21 protein-coding genes are annotated in these 24,371 nt (G+C 67.9%); 13 read left to right on the forward strand and 8 right to left on the reverse strand.

Features of this window, described 5'->3' with window-relative positions; translation table 11 throughout:
• Window positions 1-139: 139 nt before the first annotated feature.
• Window positions 140-1,660 carry a thioredoxin family protein gene (locus V3B48_RS09185; RefSeq protein WP_329893580.1) on the reverse strand — a complete coding sequence of 507 codons (1,521 nt, stop codon included), beginning with the start codon at window positions 1,658-1,660 and terminating at the stop codon, window positions 140-142.
• A gap of 119 nt (window positions 1,661-1,779) precedes the next feature.
• Complete coding sequence (locus V3B48_RS09190) at window positions 1,780-2,229, reverse strand: GNAT family N-acetyltransferase (protein ID WP_329893581.1); 450 nt, start codon at window positions 2,227-2,229, stop codon at window positions 1,780-1,782.
• 66 nt (window positions 2,230-2,295) lie between these two features.
• Between V3B48_RS09190 and V3B48_RS09195 the strand changes: the two genes are divergently transcribed.
• The 10 genes from V3B48_RS09195 (at window position 2,296) to V3B48_RS09240 (ending at window position 13,980) form a co-directional block, all read left to right on the forward strand.
• Entirely contained in the window at window positions 2,296-3,231 is a 936-nt protein-coding gene (locus tag V3B48_RS09195; RefSeq protein ID WP_329893582.1) for a TIGR03571 family LLM class oxidoreductase, read from the forward strand.
• Between the two features lie 125 nt (window positions 3,232-3,356).
• Window positions 3,357-3,668, forward strand: a complete 312-nt coding sequence (locus tag V3B48_RS09200) for a DUF3817 domain-containing protein (RefSeq protein ID WP_329893663.1) — start codon at window positions 3,357-3,359, stop codon at window positions 3,666-3,668.
• A gap of 154 nt (window positions 3,669-3,822) precedes the next feature.
• Window positions 3,823-5,019, forward strand: coding sequence for an MFS transporter (locus tag V3B48_RS09205; RefSeq protein WP_032129990.1), 1,197 nt, complete (start codon window positions 3,823-3,825; stop codon window positions 5,017-5,019).
• Window positions 5,016-6,209: an isochorismate synthase gene (locus tag V3B48_RS09210; RefSeq protein ID WP_285303473.1), complete on the forward strand. Its 1,194-nt coding sequence runs from the start codon at window positions 5,016-5,018 to the stop codon at window positions 6,207-6,209. The genes V3B48_RS09205 and V3B48_RS09210 overlap by 4 nt, the downstream gene beginning before the upstream one ends.
• Window positions 6,206-7,858 (forward strand): AMP-binding protein, encoded by a 1,653-nt coding sequence (locus tag V3B48_RS09215; protein WP_285303474.1) that lies wholly within the window; start codon window positions 6,206-6,208, stop codon window positions 7,856-7,858. Before V3B48_RS09210 ends, V3B48_RS09215 begins: the two co-directional genes overlap by 4 nt.
• On the forward strand, window positions 7,858-8,490 hold the full coding sequence (locus V3B48_RS09220; protein WP_032129987.1) for an isochorismatase family protein: 633 nt from the start codon (window positions 7,858-7,860) through the stop codon (window positions 8,488-8,490). The genes V3B48_RS09215 and V3B48_RS09220 overlap by 1 nt, the downstream gene beginning before the upstream one ends.
• Window positions 8,490-8,747 (forward strand): phosphopantetheine-binding protein, encoded by a 258-nt coding sequence (locus tag V3B48_RS09225; RefSeq protein WP_049462779.1) that lies wholly within the window; start codon window positions 8,490-8,492, stop codon window positions 8,745-8,747. Before V3B48_RS09220 ends, V3B48_RS09225 begins: the two co-directional genes overlap by 1 nt.
• Complete coding sequence (locus tag V3B48_RS09230) at window positions 8,744-12,634, forward strand: enterobactin synthase subunit F (RefSeq protein WP_329893583.1); 3,891 nt, start codon at window positions 8,744-8,746, stop codon at window positions 12,632-12,634. The genes V3B48_RS09225 and V3B48_RS09230 overlap by 4 nt, the downstream gene beginning before the upstream one ends.
• Window positions 12,625-13,383 carry a 2,3-dihydro-2,3-dihydroxybenzoate dehydrogenase gene (locus tag V3B48_RS09235; RefSeq protein WP_329893584.1) on the forward strand — a complete coding sequence of 253 codons (759 nt, stop codon included), beginning with the start codon at window positions 12,625-12,627 and terminating at the stop codon, window positions 13,381-13,383. Before V3B48_RS09230 ends, V3B48_RS09235 begins: the two co-directional genes overlap by 10 nt.
• 150 nt (window positions 13,384-13,533) lie before the next feature.
• A complete protein-coding gene (locus V3B48_RS09240) occupies window positions 13,534-13,980 on the forward strand; it encodes a transposase (RefSeq protein ID WP_329893585.1) in 447 nt (148 codons plus the stop codon).
• 64 nt (window positions 13,981-14,044) lie between these two features.
• On the opposite strand, the gene V3B48_RS09245 is transcribed toward V3B48_RS09240, so the two are convergent.
• From V3B48_RS09245 to V3B48_RS09270, 6 genes are all read right to left on the reverse strand, one after another.
• Entirely contained in the window at window positions 14,045-15,505 is a 1,461-nt protein-coding gene (locus V3B48_RS09245) for an esterase-like activity of phytase family protein (RefSeq protein ID WP_329893586.1), read from the reverse strand.
• 21 nt (window positions 15,506-15,526) lie between these two features.
• Complete coding sequence (locus V3B48_RS09250; RefSeq protein ID WP_329893587.1) at window positions 15,527-17,845, reverse strand: TonB-dependent receptor; 2,319 nt, start codon at window positions 17,843-17,845, stop codon at window positions 15,527-15,529.
• Window positions 17,846-18,157: 312 nt separating this feature from the next.
• Window positions 18,158-18,607: a DUF2894 domain-containing protein gene (locus tag V3B48_RS09255; protein ID WP_329893588.1), complete on the reverse strand. Its 450-nt coding sequence runs from the start codon at window positions 18,605-18,607 to the stop codon at window positions 18,158-18,160.
• Window positions 18,525-19,163: an OmpA family protein gene (locus V3B48_RS09260; protein ID WP_329893589.1), complete on the reverse strand. Its 639-nt coding sequence runs from the start codon at window positions 19,161-19,163 to the stop codon at window positions 18,525-18,527. The genes V3B48_RS09255 and V3B48_RS09260 overlap by 83 nt, the downstream gene beginning before the upstream one ends.
• On the reverse strand, window positions 19,160-21,424 hold the full coding sequence (locus V3B48_RS09265; RefSeq protein WP_329893590.1) for a DUF802 domain-containing protein: 2,265 nt from the start codon (window positions 21,422-21,424) through the stop codon (window positions 19,160-19,162). Before V3B48_RS09265 ends, V3B48_RS09260 begins: the two co-directional genes overlap by 4 nt.
• 10 nt (window positions 21,425-21,434) lie before the next feature.
• Complete coding sequence (locus tag V3B48_RS09270) at window positions 21,435-22,088, reverse strand: DUF3348 family protein (protein WP_329893591.1); 654 nt, start codon at window positions 22,086-22,088, stop codon at window positions 21,435-21,437.
• A 145-nt stretch (window positions 22,089-22,233) separates the two neighbouring features.
• On the opposite strand from V3B48_RS09270, the gene V3B48_RS09275 reads away from it, so the two are divergent.
• The 3 genes from V3B48_RS09275 (at window position 22,234) to V3B48_RS09285 (ending at window position 24,341) form a co-directional block, all read left to right on the forward strand.
• A complete protein-coding gene (locus V3B48_RS09275; protein ID WP_329893592.1) occupies window positions 22,234-23,151 on the forward strand; it encodes a M14 family metallocarboxypeptidase in 918 nt (305 codons plus the stop codon).
• 84 nt (window positions 23,152-23,235) lie between these two features.
• On the forward strand, window positions 23,236-23,646 hold the full coding sequence (locus V3B48_RS09280) for a hypothetical protein (RefSeq protein WP_285303413.1): 411 nt from the start codon (window positions 23,236-23,238) through the stop codon (window positions 23,644-23,646).
• Window positions 23,643-24,341, forward strand: a complete 699-nt coding sequence (locus tag V3B48_RS09285; protein WP_152907374.1) for a hypothetical protein — start codon at window positions 23,643-23,645, stop codon at window positions 24,339-24,341. The genes V3B48_RS09280 and V3B48_RS09285 overlap by 4 nt, the downstream gene beginning before the upstream one ends.
• Window positions 24,342-24,371: the final 30 nt, after the last annotated feature.

Genomic DNA, 24,371 nt, shown 5'->3' on the forward strand with positions numbered 1-24,371 from the left:
AGGACCGTTGGCGCCAAGGATGGCACCATCGAGCACCATGGAGGGGCTTTTGCGTGTCCTGGCCAGCGGCCCCCGCCCCCTCCCACACGGATCAACAAAAGCGCCGGCAGGCGAACCCGCCGCCAGCGCTTTCATCAACTCAGCTCAACCAGTCCTTGCAGGCGCCATCCACCTGGTCACCGCACGCCTGCTGCATCCGCTGCTGCAGCCGTGCCAGCGTCTCCGCACCCTGATGCTTGCCGCTCCACGCCTTCAACTGCCCGGCAAGTCGCTCGAAACGCTGGCGCGTGCGCTGGTGGTAGCCCGAAGGCTGCGCCTCCAGTTCGGCAATCAAGGAGGCGGTCGCCTGCTCGATGCGCGGTGCATCGTCCGGCGCCAGCTTCAGCAGGCCTTCCACGTACAGCACGCCCCATTGCACTCGGGTGGCCGGGCCCTGTGCACCATCGTAGGCGCGCTTCAACCACTCCAGCGCACCGGCGGTGTCGCCGCGCTGCTCGGCCAGTTCGGCCAGCTCGGGCATGTAGTAGTACGGCTGCTCGCTGCGCTTCAGCTCGGCCAGCAACAGCGCCTCGGCACCCGCGTCGTCACCTACCTCGCGCAATGCGTACACCGCGCTGCTGATCGTGGCCTGACGTGCATGCGCATCGGTGGCGGCGGCATCGGCAGCGGCCACGCGCTGCTTGACCCGCTCGACCAGCGGCGCGGGCAGTGCGCCCTTGGGCTGTTGCTGGCGGGCCAGCGATACTTCGGTCAGCGCACGCGACAACGCGTCGTCGGCGCGATCACCGCGCTCGGCGTCTGCACGCTCCAGTGCGACCAGCAGCTGCTGTCCGAGCGTGTTGCTGGTGGCCGGCCCGGCACTGGCCTGCTTGACCAGCTGCACGCCTGCATAGCCGAGCAATTCACGGTTGCGGCGCACTTCCGCCGGTTGTGCCAGTACGGCCTGCAGCAGCTCGCGCACTTCGGTGGGCGAGGCATCGGGCTTTTCGGCTGTAGCCAGAGCCAGCAGGGCGAAACGGCGCTGCAGGGCGCCGTCGGGTGCCGCCCTGGACAACTGGCGCAGCACGTCCTGGCTCCTGCGCTCGCCGGCCAGGCGGTTGGCGTCCACTTCCCAGCCGTAGTCGCCCAGCACTTGCCAGTCTTCGGCGGCCAGCCGGTCCGGCGTTGCCAGCGCGGTGGCCAAGGTGGCGGCAACAGCACTGCGGCGGCCTGCAGCGACGGTCAGGGCCCGGGTCAGTTCGGCGGCGTCATTGCCGCCGGCCACGCGGGTGATTTCGTTGCGCTGGGGGTCGAGCACGATCAGCGTGGGATAGCCGCGCACGCCGAAGCGTTCGCCCCAGGCCTGCGCACCTTCCTCGTCGCCATCCAGGTAGACGGGAACGAATTTGCTGGTCAGCGCGATGAAGGCCGGGTCCTTGAACAGGCCCGCCTTGAGCTGGTTGCACGGCGGGCACCAGACGGCACCCCAGTACAGCAGCACCGGCTTGCCGCTGTCGGCGGCTTCGGCGAAGGCATCGTCCACATCGCCCTGGCGCCAGGCGATGGCGGACGCCGGCGCGGGTGCCTCGGCAGAGTTGGCGGTGGATACCGGGGCCGGGGTGCAGGCGCTCAGCGCCGAAGCCAGCAGCAACACGGAAAGCGCGACGCGCATCGGCAGCATCTCGAAGGGCAGGGTGACAGGCCATTGTAGGAACCGCCGGGGAGCCTGCTGATTCAGTTTGCTTATGACAGGCGTGCCGCAGGGCATGACGCCCACCGGGCATTGCCGGGCGGATGCCTTCAGGCCGCTGCCCGCACCATCTGCTGGTACACCAGCCCGTTGAACTCGCCGACCTCGCCATCCAGCACAAAGCCATAGCGCAGGTAGGTAGGCACTGCGTTGAGCGAGGCGCGCACGGTCAGGACCCGCTCGCGTACCTGCGGCAGCACGGCTTCGAACAAGGCATGGCCGATGCCCTGGCCCTGGCAGGCGGGATCGACGAACAGCATTGCCAGGTGCCGGCCCTCCTTCAGTTCGACCACACCGACCACGCGCGCATCCTGCTCGGCCACCAGGATGTGGTTGTCACCCTGCAGGCGCGCACCAAATGCGTCGGCTGCTGCGACACTGCCGAAGGTGGCGATACCGGCAGCGCTGAGCGAAGGCGCCACCGCTGCAGTGAACGCAGCCAGGCACACCGCGCTGATCGCGGGCAGGTCATCGACGTGGGCAGGGCGGATCGTCAGCATGTAGTGTTCTTCCAGTGGTGGGCGGCGCGTCATCGTCGCCGCAGGTCTGCACGCTAAGCTGGCGGCATGAGTGATTTCAATCCTGCTTATGCTGCCTTGTTTCCGCAACAGGGTCTGAGCCTGGGCCTGATGACGCCGGTTGCGGCGCATGGACTGGCCGACCCGGACGAGGCGCGGCGCATCGCACGGCTGGCCGATGATCTTGGCTTCGCCGCGCTATGGACGCGCGACGTGCCATTGATGGTGCCGCAGGGCCCGGATGCAACAGCGAGTGCGCTGGATGACCCGTTCCTGTGGCTGGGCATGCTGGCTGCCGCGACCGAGCGCATCGTGGTCGGCAGCGCAGCCATTGTGCTGCCGCTGCGGCAGCCGTTGCAGGTGGCGAAGTCGGCGCTGAGCCTGGACCGGATCAGTGGCGGACGTTTCGTGCTCGGGCTGGGTTCGGGTGACCGCCCGGAAGAATTTGCTGCGTTCGGCGAGGATCTGGAGGGCAGGGCGGCGACGTTCCGTGAGCGCTGGACGTTGTTGCGCGCAGCACTGTCACCCGAGGCCGATGAGCGGACCGCCGTACTGCAGGGGACCGGTGGCTTCGATGTGCTGCCGGCACCGGCGACGCGCATTCCGATGCTGGTGGTGGGTACTGCGCGGCAGAGCCTGCAGTGGATCGCGCGTGAGGCCGAAGGTTGGGCCACCTATCACCGCGAGGAGGTTGCGCAGGAAGGGCGCATCGGCCTGTGGCAGCAGGCGCTGGTGCAGCGCGGCGGGGCAGGCAAGCCGTTCGTGCAGTCGATGCAGCTGGACCTGCAGGCGGATCCGCAGGCGCCCGCCGAGCCGCTGCCGCTGGGCCTGAAGGTCGGCCGCGATGGCCTGCGTGACTACCTGCTGCGCGTGCATGCGCAGGGTGTGGCGCACGTGATGTTCAATCTGGTCGACAACGGACGGCCGATGGACGCGGTGCTGCGCGAGATCGGCGAGCAGGTTCTGCCGGATGTGCTCCGGTAGGTGTCCACCTTGGTGGACACGTTCCAGCAGTCGAGCACGGCTCGACTCTACATGCGGTTCGCATCTGCGTATCATTCGCATTTGATATCCCGATGCTGGAGCTCCGCGTGACCCAACGTTCCCCCATGCACCCGGCCGGACGCCTGTTCGCGGTGGTCGCTTTCATCGAGGCCGTGACCTGGGCCGGCCTGCTCATCGGCATGTGGATGAAGTACGGCCCGATGGCCAACGTGGCGCTGGTGAAGTTGTTCGGACCCCTGCACGGCGTGGCGTTCCTGGTCTATGTGGCGGTGACGCTGTTCGCGGCAGTGCGCCTGCGTTGGCCGTGGTGGGCCAGTGCCCTGGCCCTGCTGGCGGCGATCCCGCCGCTGGTGACGCTGCCGCTGGAGTGGTGGTTCAAGCGCCGTGGTCTGCTGGGCCTGCGTGCAATGCGCTGAACCCACTGTTGCATGCCCATTCAAGAGAATGGGTATCAAATGCAAATACGAGCCGTTATCATTTAAGGATGGCGTCGGGCCCTGAGCAGGACTGATGCCGGGCGGGGGCGTACAGACGCGCCCGGCCATCCTTTCCTGTTACGGCTGGTGTTTCATGCACGCACGTCCCGTCGTTCCCGGCTTGCCGGCGCTGGTGTTGGCTGCCCTGATCGGCACCATGGCGATGATGTCCTTCGTCGCCGTGATCGGCCCGGTGGTCCGCATGCTCGGTTTGTCCGAGTGGCATGCCGGCCTCTCGGTCACCGCCGCCGGTGTGTTGTGGATGCTGGCCGCGCGCCCGTGGGGCCAGCTCAGCGACCGCATCGGCCGCAAGCGCGTGCTGATGCTGGCGATGAGTGCCTACACCGTGGTCTACATCGCGCTGGCGGTGTTCATCGACGTGGCCCTGCAGGCGGTGCCGCCTGTGTTGGTATCGGTGCTCGTGCTGGTCGGTGCGCGTGGCCTGATCGGCCTGTTCTACGCCGCGGTGCCTCCTACCGCTGCCGCGCTGATCGCCGACAAGGCACCGACCGGGCAGCGTGCGAAATTCCTCGCCCGCCTGGGCAGCGCCAACGCGCTGGGCATGGTGCTTGGCCCGGCCGCCGCTGGCTGGCTGGCCTATACGAATCTGTCGCTGGCGCTGTATGTGGCCGCACTGTTGCCGCTGCTTGCGCTGGCATTGCTGGCCTGGCGGCTGCCGGCCACGCCGCCGGTGGAGAGCGCTTCTGCGCAACGCCGCCAGCCGATGAGCCGTCTCGACCCGCGCCTGCGCCTGCCACAGCTGGCGGCGTTCATCGCCATGGTCTCGGTGACCATCGCGCAGGTGACGGTCGGCTTCTTCGCAATCGACCGCCTCGGCCTGGATGCAGCGGCGGGCGCGCGCATGGCCGGCATTGCACTCACGGCGGTCGGCGTCGGCCTGATCCTGGCGCAGGCGCTGGTGATGAAGCTGGAGGTACATCCACGCCGCTGGATCGTCCTCGGCGCGCTCATTTCCGGCATCGGCTTCGCTTCGGTGGCGGGCGTGCAGCAGGCCTGGCAGTTGCCGGCGGCGTACGCGCTGGCCGCGTTCGGCATGGGTTTCGTATTCCCCTCGTTCCAGGCGCTGGCCGCCGATGCGGTGGAGGCGCACGAGCAGGGCGCCGCGGCCGGCACGGTGGCGGCCGCGCAGGGGCTGGGCATGGTGGCCGGGCCGATGCTCGGCACGCTGTTGTATCGCGGCGGGCCAAGCCTGCCTTACCTGCTGGTCGGCGCGCTGCTGCTGTTGCTGTGCGCGCTGGCCGCAGCGCATCGGATGAAGGAGACCCCATGAACGATTCCCTGATGCAGGGCGCGTGGCCGGAGGCTGCGCCAGCGCCGCAGGAGAACACCGACGACGCGTCGCTGTTCCTGCTGCAGCATGCGGGCCAGCACGTGCACGCACGCGGGTGCCGCGCCGCGCTGCCGGTCGGTGCACTGGCGACGCTGGCAGAGCGCGTTTCGGAGTTCTTTGCCCAGCAGCGTGGCGGCCCGGGGCTGCTGGTCGGCGCGGTGCCGTTCGAACCGCGTGCGGACGATGCGTTGTACCAGCCCGAGCGCCTGTTGCCTGCGCTGGCATTGCAACCGCAGGCCGCACCGCCGCTGGACGGCGCCCTGCGGGCCGAGCCTGCGCCACAGGACTATGCGTCAGCGGTTGCCGCGGCGGTGCAGGTCCTGCGTGCGCCCGAGCAGAACCTGCACAAGGTGGTGCTGGCGCGCAGCCTGTTGGCACGCACCCGCCAGGCGCTGTCGCCGGACGTGCTGCTGGCGCGCCTGGGCGCGGATCCGTCGGTGGCGACCTACGCGGTGCCGTTGCCGGTGGAGCTGGGCCAGGCGCCGGCGTGGCTGGTGGGGGCAACCCCGGAACTGCTGCTGCGCAAGCGCGGTGCCGAACTGCTGTCGCATCCGCTCGCCGGTTCAGCACGCCGCAGCGCCGATGCTGCCGAGGACGAGCGTGCCGCGCAGGCGCTGCTGGCCTCGACCAAGGACCATGACGAGCATCGCCATGTGGTGGACGCCATCGTCGAGGGCCTGGCACCGTACTGCAGCCACATCGATGCACAGCCACGGCCGGTGCTGCATGCCACCGCCAGCATGTGGCACCTGGGCACCCGGATCCATGCCACCCTGAAGGATCCGCAGACGTCTGCCGCCGAACTGCTGGCACAGCTGCACCCCACGCCGGCGGTCTGCGGTACGCCGCGGCTGGCGGCACTGCAGCGCATCCGCGAACTGGAACCGGTGCCGCGCGGCTTCTACGCCGGCGCCGTGGGCTGGCTGGATGCGCAGGGTGACGGCGACTGGTACGTGGCGATCCGCTGCGCACGCCTGCAGGGCACGCAGCTGCGCCTGTATGCCGGTGCCGGCATCGTCGCCGAATCGGAACCCGAGGCCGAGGTGGCCGAAACCGCGGCGAAGTTCGCTGCCCTGTTGAACGCGCTGGGTGTCCAGGAATCCGCGCCCGTCATCGAGCCTGCCGCATGACTACCTCCACTGATTCCTCCCGCCTGCCACTGCAGCAGGTGTGGCCTGATGAACTGATGGCGCGCTATCGCGAGGCCGGCCACTGGCGGGGCGAGACCTTCCCGGCGTTCCTGCGCGAGCGCGCGGAACGCTATGCGGATGACATCGCGGTGGTCGCCGGTGATATCCGCCTGAGCTACGCGCAGCTGTGGCATGAGGCCGGACGCATCGGCGCGGGCCTGCTGGCACTCGGCCTGCAGCCCGGTGAGCGGGTGCTGGTGCAGCTGGGCAACACCGCCGGCTTCATCACTACGATCTGTGGCCTGTTCCGGGCCGGACTGGTGCCGGTGTACGCACTGCCTGCGCATCGCATCACCGAGCTGGTGCACTTCGCGAACAAGGCCGAGGCCAGTGCCTACATCACTGCCGACCTGCACGATGGCTTTGATCATCGCGGACTGGCGCGGGCGCTGCAGGCCGAGGTGCCGGCGCTGCGCCACGTGGTCATCGATGGCGATGCGGCGGAGTTCACCGCGCTGCAGGCGCTGCAGGGCGATCGCAGCGAGCTGCCGGCCGACCCGGACCCGCAGTCGGTGGCGTTCCTGCAGATCTCCGGTGGCAGCACCGGCCTGTCCAAGCTGATCCCGCGCACGCACGACGACTACATCTACTCGTTCCGCGCCAGCAATGACCTCTGCGGCATCGACCGCGACAGCGTCTACCTGGTCGCGCTGCCGGCCGCGCACAACTTCCCGATGAGTTCGCCCGGCTTCTTCGGTGCGCTGTATGCCGGCGCCCGCGTGGTGCTCAGCCCAGGTCCCGGCCCGGATGCGGCCTTCCCGCTGATCGCCCGCGAACAGGTGACCTGCTGCGGACTGGTGCCGCCGCTGGCGCTGCTGTGGGCGCAGTCGGCGGCAACCACTCCGCACGATCTGTCCAGCCTGCAGGTACTGCAGGTGGGCGGCGCCAAGCTGGTGCCGGAAGCTGCGCGGCGCGTGATCGACGGCCTGGGCTGCACCTTGCAGCAGGTGTTCGGCATGGCCGAGGGCCTGGTCAACTACACTCGCCTGGATGATCCGGAGGAACTGATCGTGGCCTGCCAGGGCCGTCCGATCAGTCCGGACGACGAAGTGCGCGTGGTCGATGACCACGACCAGCCGGTGGCCGAAGGCGAAGTGGGCCATCTGCTGACCCGTGGCCCGTACACCATCCGTGGCTATCACAACGATGCGGTGGCCAACGCGCGCTCGTTCACCGACGACGGTTTCTACCGAACCGGTGACCGCGTGCAGCAGCTGGCCGGTGGCTATCTGGTGGTGCAGGGCCGCGCCGGTGACCACATCAACCGCGCGGGCGAGAAGATCTCCGCCGAGGAGATTGAAGATCACCTGCTGGCCCACCCCGGCGTGTTCGACGCCGCCGTGGTCTCCATTCCTGACGAGTATCTCGGTGAGCGCAGCTGCGCGTTCGTGATCCAGCAGGGGGAGCCGATCAAGGCGCCGGCACTGAAAGCCTGGATGCGTACGCGCGGCCTGGCGGCGTTCAAGGTGCCGGACCAGGTCGTGTTCGTCGACAGTTTCGATACCACCGCGGTCGGCAAGATCAGCCGCCGCGAACTGCGCGCGCAGCTGCGTGCGCGTCATCTGCAACAGACAGGAGGAACGCGCTGATGGCGCTGCCCCGTATCACCGATTACCCCTTGCCGACCGCCGCCGAACTGCCGCAGGCCCGTGGCCCGTGGCGCCCGCAGCGTGATCGTATTGCGCTGCTGGTGCATGACATGCAGCGCTACTTCCTGGCGGCATTCGACGCCGGTAGTACGCCGCTGCGGCCGGCGGTGGACAATATCGTGCGCCTGCTGGCGCATTGCCGCGCGCACGGCATTCCCGTGTTCTACACCGCCCAGCATGGCGACCAGGATCGCCGTGACCGTGGCCTGCAGGCCGATCTGTGGGGGCCCGGAATGCGCCGCAGCGCCGACCATGAACCGATCATCGAGGCGCTGGCACCGCAGCCGGGTGAGCATGTGCTGGTGAAGCACCGCTACAGCGCGTTCCAGCGCAGCAACCTGGAAACGCTGATGCGGGTGCGCGGCCGTGACCAGTTGCTGGTGACCGGCGTGTACGCCCATATCGGCTGCACCGCGACCGTGGTGGAGGCGTTCCAGCGTGACATCGAGGCCTTCATCGCCGCCGATGCGGTGGCGGACTTTTCGCGTGCCGATCACGATCAGGCGCTGCACTGGATCGCACGCACCTGTGGCGTGCCGATGACCACCGATCAGTTGCTGGAGGTGCTGTGATGGCTGCCACGGGTGATGCGCTGGATCTGGAGCGGATGCGTGCCGACGTTGCGCGGGTGCTGGAGTGCACGCCGGCAGAGATCGGTGACGACGACAACCTGATCGACCTGGACCTGGACTCGATGCGCATGCTCGGCCTGGTCCTGGCCTGGGGCAACACCGGGTTGCCGCTGGAGTTCTCGCAGCTGGCCGAGCACACCACGCTGCGCCAGTGGTGGGGTGTGGTGCAGAAACTGCAGGCCGCGCAGAACGCATGAACGCCGCTGTGCTGGCCACGCCGGTGGCACTGACCGAGGCCCAGGCCGGACTGTGGTTCGCGCAGCGGCTGGCACCGGACAATCCGTCGTTCAATACCGCGCATGCGGTGTGGATCGAGGGTGCGCTGGACGTGGCCGCGTTCGTCGCCGCGGCAGACCAGGCTGCGGGCGAAGCCCAGGCATTCGCATTGCGCTTTGCGGAAGGGACCGATGGTCAGCCGCTGCAGTGGCATGACCCGGCACATGTGCCGCTGCTGTCGGTGCGCGATCTAGCGGGCGAGGTCGACCCGGCATCGGCGGCGCGTGCCCTGATGCAGGCCGACCGGCTCAGCGCGGTCGATCCGACCCGCGACCGCATAAGCCAGCAGGTGTTGTTCGATCTGGGTGGCCAGCGCTGGGTCTGGTACCTGCGCGTGCATCATCTGGCGGCCGATGGCTATGGCATGGCGCTGTTCACTGATCGTGTTTGCGCGTTGTACGCGGGGCGTACGGGTGAGCCACTACCAGCGCTGGCTGGCGTGCTGGCCGATGATGCCGCGTATCGTGCCGATCCGCGGCGCGAGCAGGCCGGGCAGTGGTGGCGCGGGCAGCTGCAGGGCGCGCCCGCGGGCGTGGGGCTGGCGGGCACGCTGGCGGCCAGTGACGATGCGCTGCGTTGGGTGCAACCGTTGGATGCGCCGTTCCGCGAACGGCTGCTGCAGGTATCGGTACGCTGGCTGCAGCCGTGGCCGGATGTGCTGGCCGCGTTGTCGGCCGAGTACCTGCGGCGAATGAGCGCTGCCGATGAAGTGGTGCTGGGCGTGCCCTACATGGGGCGGCTCGGCAACGCATCGGCACGTGTGCCGGCAATGGTGATGAATGTGTTGCCGCTGCGGGTGGCGGCCGGCGAAGGCAGCGTCGAGGACTTTATCCGCGGGCTGGCCCGGCAGCTCAGCCAGGGTCGCAAGCACGGCCGTTACCGTGGCGAGCAGTTGCGCCGGGACATGGGCCTGGTGGGCGCGCAGCAGCGCCTGCATGGTCCGCTGGTGAATGTGCAGCCGTTCTACAAGCCGCTGGCGGTGACTGGCGTGCAGGCGACGCTGGAGGTGCTGTGCACCGGTCCGGTGGATGATCTGACACTTGGCTTCCGTGGTGACGGCCAGCACCTGCTGGATCTGGAGATCGAGGCCAATGCCGCGCTGTACAGTCGCGAGGATGTCGAGGCGCACGCGGCGCGGTTGCTTCATTTCGTGTCGGCGGCGCTGGAGGCTGAAGAGATCGAGGCCGTGCCGCTGGCCACCGTCGAAGAGGCGCAGCAGGTGGTGCAAGGTTTCAATGCCACCGCGCATGCGCTGCCACCGACCACGTTGGTTGAACTGCTGCAGCAGGGCATGGACCGTGATCCGCACGCACCCGCGCTGGTTTTCGGTGACGTCGCGCTGGACCACGCCACGCTGGAGGCCCGCAGTTTCGCGCTGGCGGCACAGCTGCGGGCGATGGCGGTCGGTCCGGGCAGCGTGGTGGCGGTGGCGCTGCCGCGTTCGCTGGAGCTGGTGATCGCGCTGGTGGCGGTGCTGCGCGCGGGTGCCGCCTACCTGCCGCTGGATCTTGCCCATCCCGATGAGCGTCTCGCGCGCATTCTCGCCTCGGCGCAGCCGGCGTGCGTACTGGCTGCGGCAGAGGTATCGGCGCGCATGGACGGCGTGCCGGTGCTTGCCCCCGACCAATGGACCGCGCTGAGTTTCGCAGCACCGTGGGCCGATCCGGCGCCCAGCGATGCAGCCTATGTTATCTATACCTCCGGTTCGACTGGCGAGCCGAAGGGCGTCGTCATCGAGCACCGTGCCATCGTCAATCGCCTGCTGTGGATGCGCGAGCACTACGGCATCCGTTCCGATGACCGTGTTCTGCAGAAGACCCCGGCCACGTTCGATGTTTCGGTCTGGGAATTCTTCCTGCCGCTGCTGTGCGGCGCGACGCTGGTGGTGGCGGGTCCGGACGCGCATCGTGATCCGACCGAGCTGGCACGGCTTGTGCGTGCCCACGACATCACCACCGCACATTTCGTGCCGTCGATGCTCGACGCGTTCCTTGCCGCGCCGGCCTCCGAAGGCCTGCAGCTGCGCCGCGTGTTCACCAGTGGCGAGGCGCTGGACGCATTGCTGCGTGATCGTTTCCATGGGCGCATGCAGGCCGAACTGCACAACCTGTATGGCCCGACCGAAGCGGCCGTGGACGTGAGCTACTGGCCGGCCTCTGCGCAGGACCGCTCACGGCCGGTACCGATCGGCTTCCCGGTCTGGAACACACGCCTGTACGTGCTTGACGCGCGGATGCAGCCGCTGCCGGTGGGTGTGCCGGGCGATCTGTATCTGGGCGGCGTGCAGCTGGCGCGTGGCTATCTCGGCCGCGATGACCTGACCGCCGAACGCTTCCTGGCCGATCCCTTCCTGCCGGGCGAACGGATCTACCGCACCGGCGACGTGGCGCGCTGGCGCGCCGATGGTGCCGTCGAATACCTCGGCCGCAGCGACCACCAGGTGAAGCTGCGCGGCCTGCGCATCGAGCTGGGCGAGATCGAGGCGGCACTGCGCGAGCTGCCGGGCATGGAGCGCGTGGAAGTGCTGCTGCGCCAGGACACGCCGGGCGATGCCCGGCTGGTGGCCTATGTGCCAGCGGCGCTTGCCGATGCCGTGATGCTGCGCAGCCACCTGGCCACGCGCGTGCCGGACTACATGGTGCCGTCGGCGTTCGTTGGCGTGGATCAGTGGCCGGTGACCGCCAACGGCAAGCTCGACCGCAACGCGTTGCCGAAGCCGCCGCAGAACGAGATTGCCGGACTGGCGCCGCGCACGCCGCTGGAACAGGAGCTGGCGGTGCTGTTTGCCCAGGCACTCGGGCGTGAAGCGCCCGTGGCGGTCGATGCGGACTTCTTCAGCCTCGGCGGCGACTCGCTGTCCGCGGTGCACCTGCTGCTGGCGATCGAACAACGCTGGCGCTGTGACCTCGGCCTCGGTGCCTTGTTCGTGCAGCCGACCGTGGCCGCATTGGCGACGCGCATTGCCGAACCGCCGGCGCTGGCCGACCACGCATTGGGGCCGGTGATCTCGCTGGCTGCGACTGACGCTGATGGGCCCACTCCGTTGTTCGTGCTGCACCCGGCCGGTGGCATCGCCTGGAACTACCGAACGCTGGCGCGCGCCTTGCAGCCGGCACGCCCGGTATATGGCCTGCAGTCGCCCGCGCTGGATCCGAAGCAGCCGTTGCCGTCCAGCATCGAAGCCATGGCCAATGACTATGTGCAGCGGGTGGTCACGTTGCAACCGAAGGGACCGGTGCATCTGCTGGGCTGGTCGGTGGGCGGCATCCTCGCCCAGGCGATGGCGGTGCGTCTGCATGAAATCGGGCGTGAAGTCGGTGAACTGGTGCTGCTCGACGCCTACCCCAGCGAATGCTGGCGGGCTGAGCCGGAACCCGATGCCATCGCCGCATTGCGCGCACTGCTGGCGATTGCCGGCCATGACCCGGATGCACATCCGGAGCTGGACAGCCGTGAACGCATTCTCGGCTTCCTGCGTCGCGGTGGTAGTGCGCTCGGCAGCCTGCCGGATGTAGTGCTCGATGGCGTGGTGCGTGCGGTGACCGGCACCAACCGGTTGATCCGCGAACACATCCACCAACCGTTCGACGGCACGCTGGTGCACGTGCGCGCTGGCCGGGATCATCAGGCGCGGCCGCAGCTGCAGTCGGCATTGTGGCGCACGCACGCGCGCAAGGTGCAGGCGCTGGAGCTGCCGTTCCTGCACGCCGAGCTGACCGGCCGCGATGCGGTGGCGCAGCTGGCACCGTGGTTGTCGGCGCGCCTGCGCCACTGGGATGAGCAACAGGAGATCGCAACATGCAGTTGACCGGCTTTGAAGGTCGCGTGGCACTGGTGACCGGCGCCGCCGGCGGCATCGGCGAGGCCCTGGTACGGCTGTTGGCCGAGGCCGGCTGCACGGTCGTGGCAACCGATCGCGAGGCGCCCGTGGTAGTGGATGCACGTGTGCAGGCGTTTGCGCTCGACGTGACCGACAGCGCGGCGGTGGACGCCCTGGTGGATCGTGTGGAAGCCAGCATTGGGCCGATCGGCCTCGCCGCAAGCGTGGCGGGTGTTCTGCATTTGGGAGCTGTTGCGGAGACCACGGATGCCGATTGGCGCCGGGTGTTCGCAGTCAACGCCGATGGCGTGTTCCATGTCGGGCGTGCGCTGGCGCGGGTGATGTCACCGCGAGGCCAAGGCGCGATCGTCACCGTCAGTTCGAATGCCGCCGGCGTGCCGCGGCACGGCATGGCCGCCTATGCCGCGTCCAAGGCCGCCGCCACGATGTTCACCCGCTGCCTCGGGCTGGAGCTGGCGCCGCTGGGCATCCGCTGCAATATCGTCGCCCCGGGTTCAACGCTGACCCCGATGCAGACCGGCATGTGGCAGGACGAGCATGGCGCAGAGCGAGTTATCGCCGGCAACCTGGAGACGTACAAGGCCGGCATCCCGCTGCGCAAGCTGGCCACCCCGGAGGACATCGCTCATTCGGTGATGTTCCTGCTCTCCGTGCAGGCCGGGCATGTGGCGATGAGCGATCTGTACGTGGACGGCGGCGCCACCCTGCGCGGGTGAGTCCTGCATATTCCGACCACCTGCCGGCAACCCATGGCCCCCGGTAGTGCCGGCCGCTGGCCGGCAACCTCATTCAACTTCAGACATCTCCGAACATTCATCGAGGCATGGCCTGACGTTCAACGCCCAATGATCGCTCCACCATGGGGTATGAGCAGCCACCGCCTCCGCCTGGGCCGGCGTTCCATTGTCGGTCAGGTCTACGTTCTGACAACGACGACACATCAGAGCCGCCGGCTCTTTGAAAGCGAAGCTGCAGTGGCATGTGTAATCGACCAGTTCCATTACATCGAACGTCGGGGGCTGGTGCAGTCACTCGCATGGGTCGTCATGCCGGATCACGTCCACTGGATGTTCGAGCTGCGCGGAGGTCCCCTTTCAGGCATTGCGCGCCGAATGAAGTCGTCGAGCGCGCTTGCCTTGAATCGCCTGGCTGGCCGTCGAAGTACGGTATGGCAGCCTGGCTACTTCGATCATGCAGTGAGGGCTGAGGAGTCGCTGGCGCGGCAAGCCCTGTATATCCTGGGGAATCCGGTGCGCGCTGATCTTGCCGGGCAGATTGGCGAGTACCCACATGCGTGGTCGGTCTGGGCGTGATGCCGGCCAGCGGCCGGCACTACCAGGCTTTCGAGCGAGACGGTTGCGGCAATACACGTTGCAGTCAGGGCTGCGTCAGGCGGTAGACCAGTACACGGTTGTCGTTGTCGTACGGGCTGTCGCAGGATTGGCCCTGCATGCGGCAGTGGCGGGCGATGAAGTCGTTGTCGTTGCCGATCAGCAACAGCACGTCGTTGGGATGCTGCGGGTCCAAGGCAGGCAGCACGTCCATGGCTTCCCACTTTTCCGAGAGTAGTCCGGCATGCGGGCCGCGCTTGGTGTTCAGGTCAAGGCCGGCACGCGCCAGCTGCCGGCGGTCGAGCAGGTTCAGCAGTTCGTCGCTGCGTGCGGGCACGATGCCGTCCTTCAACACGGTGCCCGCCGGGTCGGCCAGCACCGAGGCCGTACCGGACTCATAGTTGCTTCCTGCCAGGTTGCTGGCATCGGCCACATCCACCAGCAGCACCGACTTGTAGACGATCGGGTCATCGCCGTCCTTGCCCAGACCGTTGCCATCGCGGGCCAGCAGCAGGAAGCGGTGGGCATCCAGTGCACGCAGCTCGCTCTGCGCGGCGGTACGGTCCAGCTTGCCCTTGCCGTCGTGTGCATAGGCGGGCAGGGCCATCACGTAATGGCCGATCGGTTGCTGCGGCGTCGGCGAGGCCGTCACGTCGTAGACCAGCACGCGGGTGTTGATGCGCCCGGCCGCGTTGCCTTTTGCGCTGTCCTGCAGCGTCGCGCTCTGAAGGGCTACGAACAGGCGGGTACCGTCGGGGGACAGGCCCATGCCTTCCACGCCCTGGTTGTTGCGGCGCCCAGTCTGCGGCGCCGCCAGCGAACCGAAGGCGGGCTTGCCATCGCGCTGCGGACGGATCGCCGGCGGCGCCACGATCACGCCCTGCAGCTGGCCCTGTGCATCGAAGTAGTAGACGTTGGCGGTGTACTCGTCGCCGATGTAGAAGTGGCCATCGGCGGTGAACTGCAGCGACTCCGCATCCAGCGAGACCTTGCCCGCGCCTGCGCCGCTGGCCGGCGAGGGCAGCACCACATCGCGCTGGGTGATCGTGTGCTCACCCGGGTCAGCACCGGTGAACGGCTGCCCTTTGAAATCCTTCAGTACCACGCCCTTGTCGGGCACCATCGTCAGCGCGCCGAGCGCACCGGGCTTGCCTGGGGCAATGTCGATGCGCAGCTGCATGCGCTCCACGCGGCCGGCGTAGTCGTAGAACAGGCCGGCCTCGGGGTCGTTGCGGCCGCGGTCGGGCAGGGTCCAGAGCACGCCTTCGTAGCCGCTGGCGGTGCGCTTCCAGGTGCCAGGCTGTACCGCCAGCGACGAGAACGAGCCCAGCGTGTCGCCGAGGAAGTCCACCGTGCCCGCCGGCAGCCGCCCGGCGGCGACCAGGCCTTTATCCACGTAGGTACGACCGCCCAACTGCAGGGTGCGTGGCGGTGCGCCAGCGGCCTCGTGCGGAGCGGAGTATCCGCTGGCGGAGAGCGTGGCCAGCAGCAGGGCGGTCGCGAACATCGGTGGACTCCGGGCGGTCAATCAGAAGCGAAGGTCGATCGTACCGAACACCTGGCGCGGTGCCGAGGCATGGAACACATACAGCTTGCCGGCCGGGTCGCTGGGTGCGAACACGCTCGAATCCAGGTTGCTGGCGTAGCGCTTGTTGGTCAGGTTGGTCACGTTGAACGACAGGCGCATGCCCTTGGCGAAGCCGACCTGCCCGAAGTCATAGCCACCGGCCAGATCGAATACGGTGAAGCCACCGAAGCCCTGGTCGTTGGTGTAGGTGTAGAAGCGCTCGCCGGTGTACTTGCCACGCAGGCTGGCGAACCAGCCGTTGTCGCGCCAGGTGATCTCGGTGGCCAGCAGCTGCTTGGGCGTGTCGGTCTGGATCTTGCCCTTGATCTGCTGCTCGACACCGGCCTGTACGTAATTGGAGGCATAGGTCGAACGGTTCAGCGAGGCCGAGGTGTACCAGCTGAAATGCTCGTTCGGGGTCCACAGCACGGTCAGCTCGGCACCGCGGCTGTCGACGCCGCCCACGTTGTAGAAGCGGTTTCCGCAGGTCGGGCCGACCGGCTGGCGCGAGTCACAGGGGTTGTACTGCAGCAGGCGGTTGTCGAAGCGCACGCTGTAGGCCGCGATCGAGGCCTGCAGGGTATCGGTGACGAAGCGGTAGCCGGCTTCGAGTGAGCGCGACTCCTCCGGCTTCAGGTTGCCCTGCGCGTTCCAGGTGGCCTGGCTGACCGCTTGCGGACCGAGCTTGAAGCCGCCCTGGAACATGGCGATGTTCTCGGCATAGCTGGCGAAGAGTTCGTGGTGCTCGTTCAGGCGGAAGTTGGCGCCGATGCTGGGCAGGAAATTCTTGCTGGCCTTCAACGAACCGGTGGCGAACTGGTTGTTCGAGGTCGGCGAGATCGGCGTCTTCGCGTCGCCCGGCAGTGCCTGTGCATCGGAGGTGGCGTGTGGGCTCTTGGCGCCGAACTCCAGGGTCAGGCGATCATCGAGCAGGCGCCAGGTGTCCTTCAGGAAGAACTGGTGGGTCTTCCAGCGGGTGCGCTGGGCGAACACGGCCACATCGGAGGGCAGGGTATTCATGCCGCTCAGGTCACGCGGGCCGTCCACGGCAGTCTGGTAGCGCTCGGCGCTGCTGGTGTTGCGCTCGTACCAGACGCCGCCTTCGATGCGGTGCGCGCCCAGCTCCCAGTCGAAGGACAGCGTGCCGCCGTCGCGGTCGATGGTATAGATGGTGTTGCGGAAGATGATCGGAATCTCCTGCGCGGTGCCTTTGTTCGACCACGCGCCGCTGTTCCAGTTGTGGCCTTCGCCACGGTCATCGTGGTGGTAGGCCAGGGCGCGCAGGCTGAAGCCATCGGCCAGGAAGAAATCACCGGCCAGGTAGTACAGGTTGTCGTCGCGCAGGATCTGCCCGGCGGTGAAGGCACCATCGGCGTCCTTGTCCGGGCCGCTGCTGTCGCACTTCTTCGCATTGAAGCTGGCGGTGTTGCAGTAGGCCTTGGCCACCGCCTTGTTCCAGTCCGGCGCGTAGCCGCCCCAGTCCCAGCCCAGGCCGCGCGACATCTCGTCCTTGGACAGGTAGAAGTAGTCGGCCTGGGTGGTGCGCGAGGTATCGACAAAACCGGTGATCTGGCCGCGGCCAAAGTTCCACACGCCCTTGGCGTTGAACTGCTTGGTGGTGGATTTGTTGTAGGCGGTCTGGTCGTTCCACAGATCGGAGACGGCATTCATGCCGGAAACGTAGCCGGAGAAGCCGTTGTACTCGCCGCTGTCCACGCGCACGAAGGTGCGGCGGTTGGCATCGCTGCCGAAGGTCTGCACCACGCGGCCACCCAACTCCTGGGCTGGGCGGTCAGAGGTATACGAGATGGTGCCGCCGAGGTTGCTGGTGGACGGCGTGCCGAGGCTGCCGATGCCCACCGCCAGTTCCGCGCCGGCCATGTTCTCGCTGATCAGCGCACGGTTGATGGTCAGGCCGTTGTAGTTGTTGTACGCGCCGTCGCCCAGCGGCACGCCGTCGAGCGTGTAACCGAGACGGGTGGAGTTGAAGCCGCGCAGGCTCAGTGTCATCGACTGCTCGTTGGTGCCCAGCGCATCGGCCGACTGCGCGTTGACGCCAGGCAGTAGATTGAGCGTCTTCTGCAGGCTGGTGCCCGGCGGCAGGATGTCGAGGTTCTCGCGGGTGATGCGCTGCACCTGGCGCGCTTCACCGCTGCCGATCACCGAAACCGCATCGAGATCGGTGGCGGACGTGCCAGTGGAGGTCGGGGCAGCATCCTGCGCCCAGGCCGCGGGAGCGAGCGCGATCGACAGCGCAGCGGCCAACAAAGTCTTCGTCATGTTACGGACACTCAGGCAGGCACGAGCCACCGCACGGGCGCGGAGCTCATGGAGTTCAAAAGGGGAGACAAGCGATGCGACCGGTGGCGCTGCAGGCGCCGTGGATCAACGTGAAAATGGTGCGCTAGACAGATGACTGTCTGGTGACACCGCTACACGCGTGCATGCCGACGCGTGCATTGGTAGATGCCAACCTTGGTTGGCATGCGCGGCATCGTTGGTGGAGCGCCAACCAAGGTTGGCATCTACCAGGAGCGCGGAACAGGATTGTCGTATCCAGGGGCGCCGAACGAGGTTGGCGTCAATGCGCGGTCAACCCGCGTTGCGCGGCTTGCGCGTGCGCTTCGGCTTCGCGGTGTCGCCGCCGCTGGCGGCACCATCCTGCAGCGCCTGCAGCCACGACAGGGTGTCCACGTAGTCGATGAAATGCCGCAGGTAGCCAGGGCTGGTCGCCTGCATCGTATCCAGCATGCGTTGCACCAGCACCGCCGAGTTCAGCGGGCCGCCGTCGGCCGGGGCCTCGGTGCGCAGCGAACGGCGCACCTGCAGTTCGCTGCGCAGTTCCGACCACTCGCGCTGCACCTGCTGCAGCATCGGCACCTGCGGGTAATGCGGCAGCGAACGCGACCCCGCATCGAGGTCGCGCACCAGTGCGCGCAGGCCATCCAGTGCGGGCGGCTTACTTGGCATCCGCGGCCTTGGGCTTGGCAATCGGCGCGATTTCCACGCGCCGGTTGCGCGCGCGGCCGTCTTCGCTGGCATTGGAGCTGACCGGCTGCTCGCTGCCGAACGCGGCGGCGAACACCGCGTCGGCCGGTACGCCATCGGCGATCAGGGTGCGGGTCACGGTCAGCGACCGCTGCGCCGACAACTCCCAGTTGTCGGCGAAACGGCGGTTGCCTTCGCGCACCGGCGCGTCATCGGTGAAGCCGCTGACCATCAGGATTTCTTCGCGGCTGCCCAGGTAGGCGGCCAGCGGTGCGGCCAGGCTGCGCAGCAGCTCCTGGCCTTCCGGCTGCAGCTGGTCGGAGTTCAGCGCGAACAGCACGCTGCCACTGATGCCGATGCGTCCATCGACCAGGGTCACGCGACCGGCGGCCAGCGGGCCGGCCAGCGCCTGTTCCAGCGTCTGCAGTCGCTTGGCTTCGGCCTGGCGCTGCTTCACTTCCTGGTCCAGCCGCTGCGACAGCTCCAGCTGCACGGCGACCACACCGACCAGTATCAGCACGAACGCGCCCAGCAGCACCGACATCAGGTCGCCAAAGGCGGCCCAGATCGGGGCGTGCGAACCGCCGTCGACCTCCAGCTCGTCGCTCATGCGCTGCCGGCCTTGCCGCGGCGCGTCGCCAGCTGCTGCAGTTCTTCCATCACCTGCTTCTGCGACAGCAGGCTGAGGTCGACCACCTCGCGTGCCTGCGCCACGTAGTAGGCCAGCTGCTCGTCGCTGCGGGCCAGCGAGGCATCCAGTGCGCCGCCGATCTGTTCCAGGCGGCCGGACAACTCGGTGGAGGCGCTGCCGAACTGCTCAACCGCATCGCCGAAGGCGCCAGCCAGCTGGCCGACGTCGCCGGCGCTGCCGCTGAGCGCTGCGGCAATGCCATCCAGCTTGCCGGTCTCGGCGGCGATATGGTCGGTGAAGCGGTTGCCGACGCGTTCCAGCAGCTCGGCCGAACCACCGACCAGCGCGTCCACGGCGGTGCGCTGTTCGTGCGAGGCATGGTTGATCGCATCGAGCAGGGTCTGCACGGTGGCCAGCAGCCGGCCGCGTTCTTCCAGCATCGCGTTGTCGCGCACCAGGCTCTCGGAGAGCGTGCTGCGCAGCTCGTTGATGACGTCGGCGGCGGCCTTCGGTGCAGCGGCCGCGGTCTGCAGCAGGGTGGACACTTCCGCCAGCGTGGCACTGGCCTGGGCGCGACCGTTCTCGCCGATCTGCTGTGCGGTCTCGGCCAACGTGTCGCAGACCTGCTGCTGCTGCGCGGCCAGGCGTTCGCCGTTGGCCTGCAGGCGTTCGGCCAGCTCCGTGGAAACGTGCTGCAGGGCATCGCTCCAACGCTGCAGGCGCTGTTCGTCGCCGGCCTGCAGCTGGGCCTGCAGCGCGGCGTGGGCCTGCTGCAGTTCGGCGCTGACCGCATCCCAGCGTGCCTGGCGCTGCTGCTCGCGGCTGTCCAGGCGGGCCTGCAGTTCGGCGTGCGCGGTGGCGGCGGCGGCTTGAGCGGCCTGCCACTGCTGCGAGCGCTGCTCTTCATGATTCTGCAGCAGCGCCTGGCTGGCGCTGTGATGCTGTTCCAGTGCCTGCAGCAGCGCCTGCGCACGCGCGTCCAGATGCTCGCTGGTGGCCAGCAATGCCTGCTGCTGGCGTTCGACCAGCGCGGTATTCAACGCCTGCTGCTGTTCGGCGGCGGCGCGCCAGGTCTCGGCATTGCCGCTGGCATCGGCCTGCAGGCGCTCGCCGATGCGTGTCACCAGTGCTTCGGCCTGCGTGCCCTGGCCATCGCTGAAGGCCTGCAGGTGCTGACGCAGATCACTGACCAGTGCCTGCTGTGTCTGGCTCTGTTCACTCAACGCCTTGGCCCAGCTGGCTTCGGTGGCGGCGCGGCTGCGCTCGAAGCCTTCGCTCAGGCCAGACAACTGCTGCTGCACCGCCTGTTCGACACGGGCATGCAGCGCCTCACCATGGTGGGCCAGTCCGGCCAGGGTGGTCTCGGCCATCGGCTGCAGCGCGCCACCGATGGCGGCGGCGCTGGCCTCGGCACCTTCGCGCAGCGACTGCTGCAGCGAGACCGCCAGGCGTTCCTGCAGCGCCTGGCTCTGGGTCAGGAACTCGGCCTGGCCGGCCAGCAGGCGCTCATTGGCGGCCGCACTGTGCTGTTCGAAGCTGTTGGTCATCGCCTGCAGGCGGTCGACCAGCGCCGGCAGTGCGGCGGACTGCGCCTGCAGCAGGCGCAGCGATTCGGCGCGCTGCCAGGCCTGCGAGTATGGGTGCAGGTCGCCGGCAATGGCGCGGTCCAGCTGCTGCACGGCCTGCAGGCGGTCGCGGCGCAGCAGCGCTGCCAGCAGGCCGAGCATGGCCGAGCTGGCCACACCGGCGATCGAAGTGCCGAAGGCCACCGCCAGACCCTGCACCGGCGAGGCAAGCGAGCCGCGGATGGCGGCCATGTCGGTCGCGCTCTGCAGGGCCAGGCCGGTGCCACGCAGCGTGTCCATCATGCCCAGCAGGGTGCCGAGCATGCCCAGCAGCACCAGCAGGCCAACCAGGTACGGAGTCAGTACCGGCGCGGGCAGGGCGGTGCGCTCGCCTTCCACGCGCAGGCGCACGGCGTTGCGCAGGCCCACCGGCACGCGCTCCAGCCAGGGGGCAAGGCTTTCCTTCGCGCTGGAGAGATCGCTCAGCGCGCTGCGCAGGCCGTTGCTGGCCTGGCGGTAGCGGTACAGCTCCACGCCACCGGCGATGTAGCAGGCCGCGATGATCGCCGCCACCGCTGCACCCAGCGGATGCACCGAAACGTAGCCAATGCCGATCCAGCACACGGCCAGCAGGCCGACAAGGAAAACAACGACATGGAAAGCAGTTCTGGACATGGTGTTCCGGTCAGTGGGAGCGCAGGGCGTCTTGCAGCCCTTCGATCGGGTGGAAGCGCAGCTGCAGCTCGGCAAGCAGCAGGATGCGCATGTCATGGCGGAAGGCCGCGCGCCAGCCGGGCTGGCCGTGCACGCGTTCAAAACGGGCGCCGAGCACCGCCGGCGCAGTGGCCAGCAGGCTGTGCTCGCGCGGGGTGAGGGTCTGTTCCATCACCGCATCGACCTCGGCCAGCCGTGCCAGCTCGGGTGAGACCTGCACCAGCTGATCGCGCAGGCGGCCCCGCAGGCGCCCGGTGGCGGTCTGGATGGCCTGCTGCAGCACCCGATAGCGCTGGCGCAGCGAGGCGAAGTTGGGTGCGGCGGCGGCTTCGGCCAGGTCCAGCAGGCGCTCGGCCTCGGCATCCTCACTGATCGAGGCCAGCAGGCTGGCATGGGCCTGGGCGCAGTCGTCCAGCACATCCCCGGCCGCTTCGGTGGCCTCACCCGGCTCGGGCAGGCGTCCGCCGAGCGCCCCGGACAGGGCCACGGCACGGCTCCAGTCCACCCATTGGCCGAGGCGATCGGTCAGGGCGGGACTGCTGGCCGGCATCGCGCCGTCGCTGAGACGGGCGAGCAGGCGGAGGAATTCCGGTCCACCCAGGACCGGCTGCGCTGCTTTCGCCATCAAGGGGTGAGGGGCCAAAAACCGTTGATTTTACAACCAGATGACCCGGCCTGGATGAAGGCGGGGCGGGGGGAGGGGACCCGCAGGCGCGACAAGGCTTAGAATGACCGGCTGCACCCATCCCGTTCGACCCTTGGAGTACCCAATGACTGTTGCGCAGTTCTACCCGATCGGCACCCCCGGACAGCCCTGGGGCGACGCGGAACGCGCACAGTGGCGGGCGCGCCAGCAGCGTCAGCGCAGCTACCACGACGACGTGGTGGCCGCCCTTGAACGCCTGGACGACAGCTTCGATGTGATCCAGTACGGTCAGCTGGACTATGCACCGGACCATTACCCGCTGTTCGCCGTGGTCAACCACGACTGGAACCCGGCGCTGCCGACCGCGCTGATCACCGGTGGCGTGCATGGCTACGAGACCAGCGGCGTGCACGGCGCGCTGCAGTTCCTGGAACAGCAGGCCGAGCGTTACCTGGGCCGGCTGAACCTGATCGTGGCGCCGTGCGTCAGCCCGTGGGGCTACGAGCGCATCCAGCGCTGGAACCCGGATGCGATCGACCCGAACCGCAGCTTCCGTGACGGTGGCCAGATCGAGGAAGCCGCCGCGCTGATACGCTGGGTGGCCGAGCGCAAGCCGAACCTGCTGGTGCACCTGGACCTGCACGAGACCACTGACAGCGACCTGCACGAGTTCGATCCGGCGCGCTGCGCCCGCGACGGCAAGCCGTTCGAGCGCGACACCATTCCGGATGGCTTCTACGTGATCGGCAACAGTGAAGATCCGCAGGCCGAGTTCCAGAAGGCCCTGATCGCCGCAGTGGCGCCCATCACCCACATCGCCCCGGCAGACGCCGAAGGCAACCTGGTCGGCCTGCCGCTGCAGTCGCCAGGCGTGGTCTGGGGTGAGTCGCGTTCGATCGGCGCCTGCGCCGGCTTCACCGACGCGCGCTTTGCCACCACCACCGAGGTCTACCCGGACAGCCCGCGCACCAACCCGCAGGAATGCAACGACGCCCAGGTGGCGGCGGTGTGCGCAGGCCTGGATTTCGCCCTGACGAAGTAAGGCACGTGGGTGTGCAAGCGGACCCGGCAGGTTCCTGCACGATGCGCCGGGTCATAGGATCGATTGTCGGGTTACGATCGGGCGATGACCACGATCAAGATTCTGCTCCGGCCATCACTCGTATCGGTCCTGGTGGCGACGACCGCACTCGGTGGATGCAAGCTGTCGGCGCTCGATCTGACGCCGCCGCGGGTGATCCAGCTGTCCTGCAGCAGCACAAGCGCCACGCCCCAGGCGCCGATGGTGTTGATCCTGGACTCCGGCCAGGCGTCGGTGGTCTGGGTCAACCGTCCGAGCGCGCGCGCGGGCAGGCTGGAGGTGGAGGCAAACGTGTATCGGCTGGATTTTCCGCCGGTCGCTGGCGCGGGCAGGCTGCAGGCGGTGATCAACCGCTACGACGGTAGAATGGCGTTGAGCGGGCCCGGCACAGATGTGGCCGGCGCTGCCCAGCCGCAGATGTCCTGTGAGGTACAGCCTGTGCAGCCCAAGGTATGAACATGCCCGATACATCGTCTGATCTGATTGCCGTGCTTACCGGCGACCTGGTCAAGTCCACGGAGATGGACGCGGCCACCATTGATGACGTCCGTGAAGTGATTTCCGTTGCCGTGGCCCAGGCCATGGAGTGGCCTTTGCCGGGCATTGTCGGCCCCGAGTTCTACCGGGGCGACGCCTGGCAGCTGGCGGTCACCCAGCCGCACGGTTTCCTGAGGTTGGCGACCTGGATCAAGGCCAAGCTTGCCGCGTCGGAGTCGCGGGCGCGCACGCGGATCGCGATTGGACTGGGTACGGTAGAGGCATTGGACCGGAAGGCGGTGTCGCGTTCGCTGGGTGAGGCATTCGTGCTGTCCGGTCGGTTGCTTGAATCCATGGGGCGCACGCAGGACATGGACGTAGCCCTGCCAGTACAACGGGAGGATCTGTACTGGTTACCGGCAGTGGTGTCTGCCTGCGATGTTATTGTCGCGCGCTGGACACGCAGTCAGGCTGAGGTGGCGTCGTTGTTTCTGATCCCCGATGCCCCCTCGCAGTTGGAAGCTGCCAATGCGTTGAACCGGCACCGACAATCGGTGAACCGGGTCTATCACGATGCTGGCGTCTTTGCCTTGCTGGCGCTGATCACCGCGGCTGAACGTGCACTGATGCAGCCGTACGGGAGCGTTCACGGTTCTGGAAAAGCAACTAAATAGCGTTGCTTTGGCTTAAGCAACTAAATTTCG

The organism is Stenotrophomonas sp. SMYL20 (assembly GCF_036320045.1).
GTDB classification, from domain to species: domain Bacteria; phylum Pseudomonadota; class Gammaproteobacteria; order Xanthomonadales; family Xanthomonadaceae; genus Stenotrophomonas; species Stenotrophomonas maltophilia_A.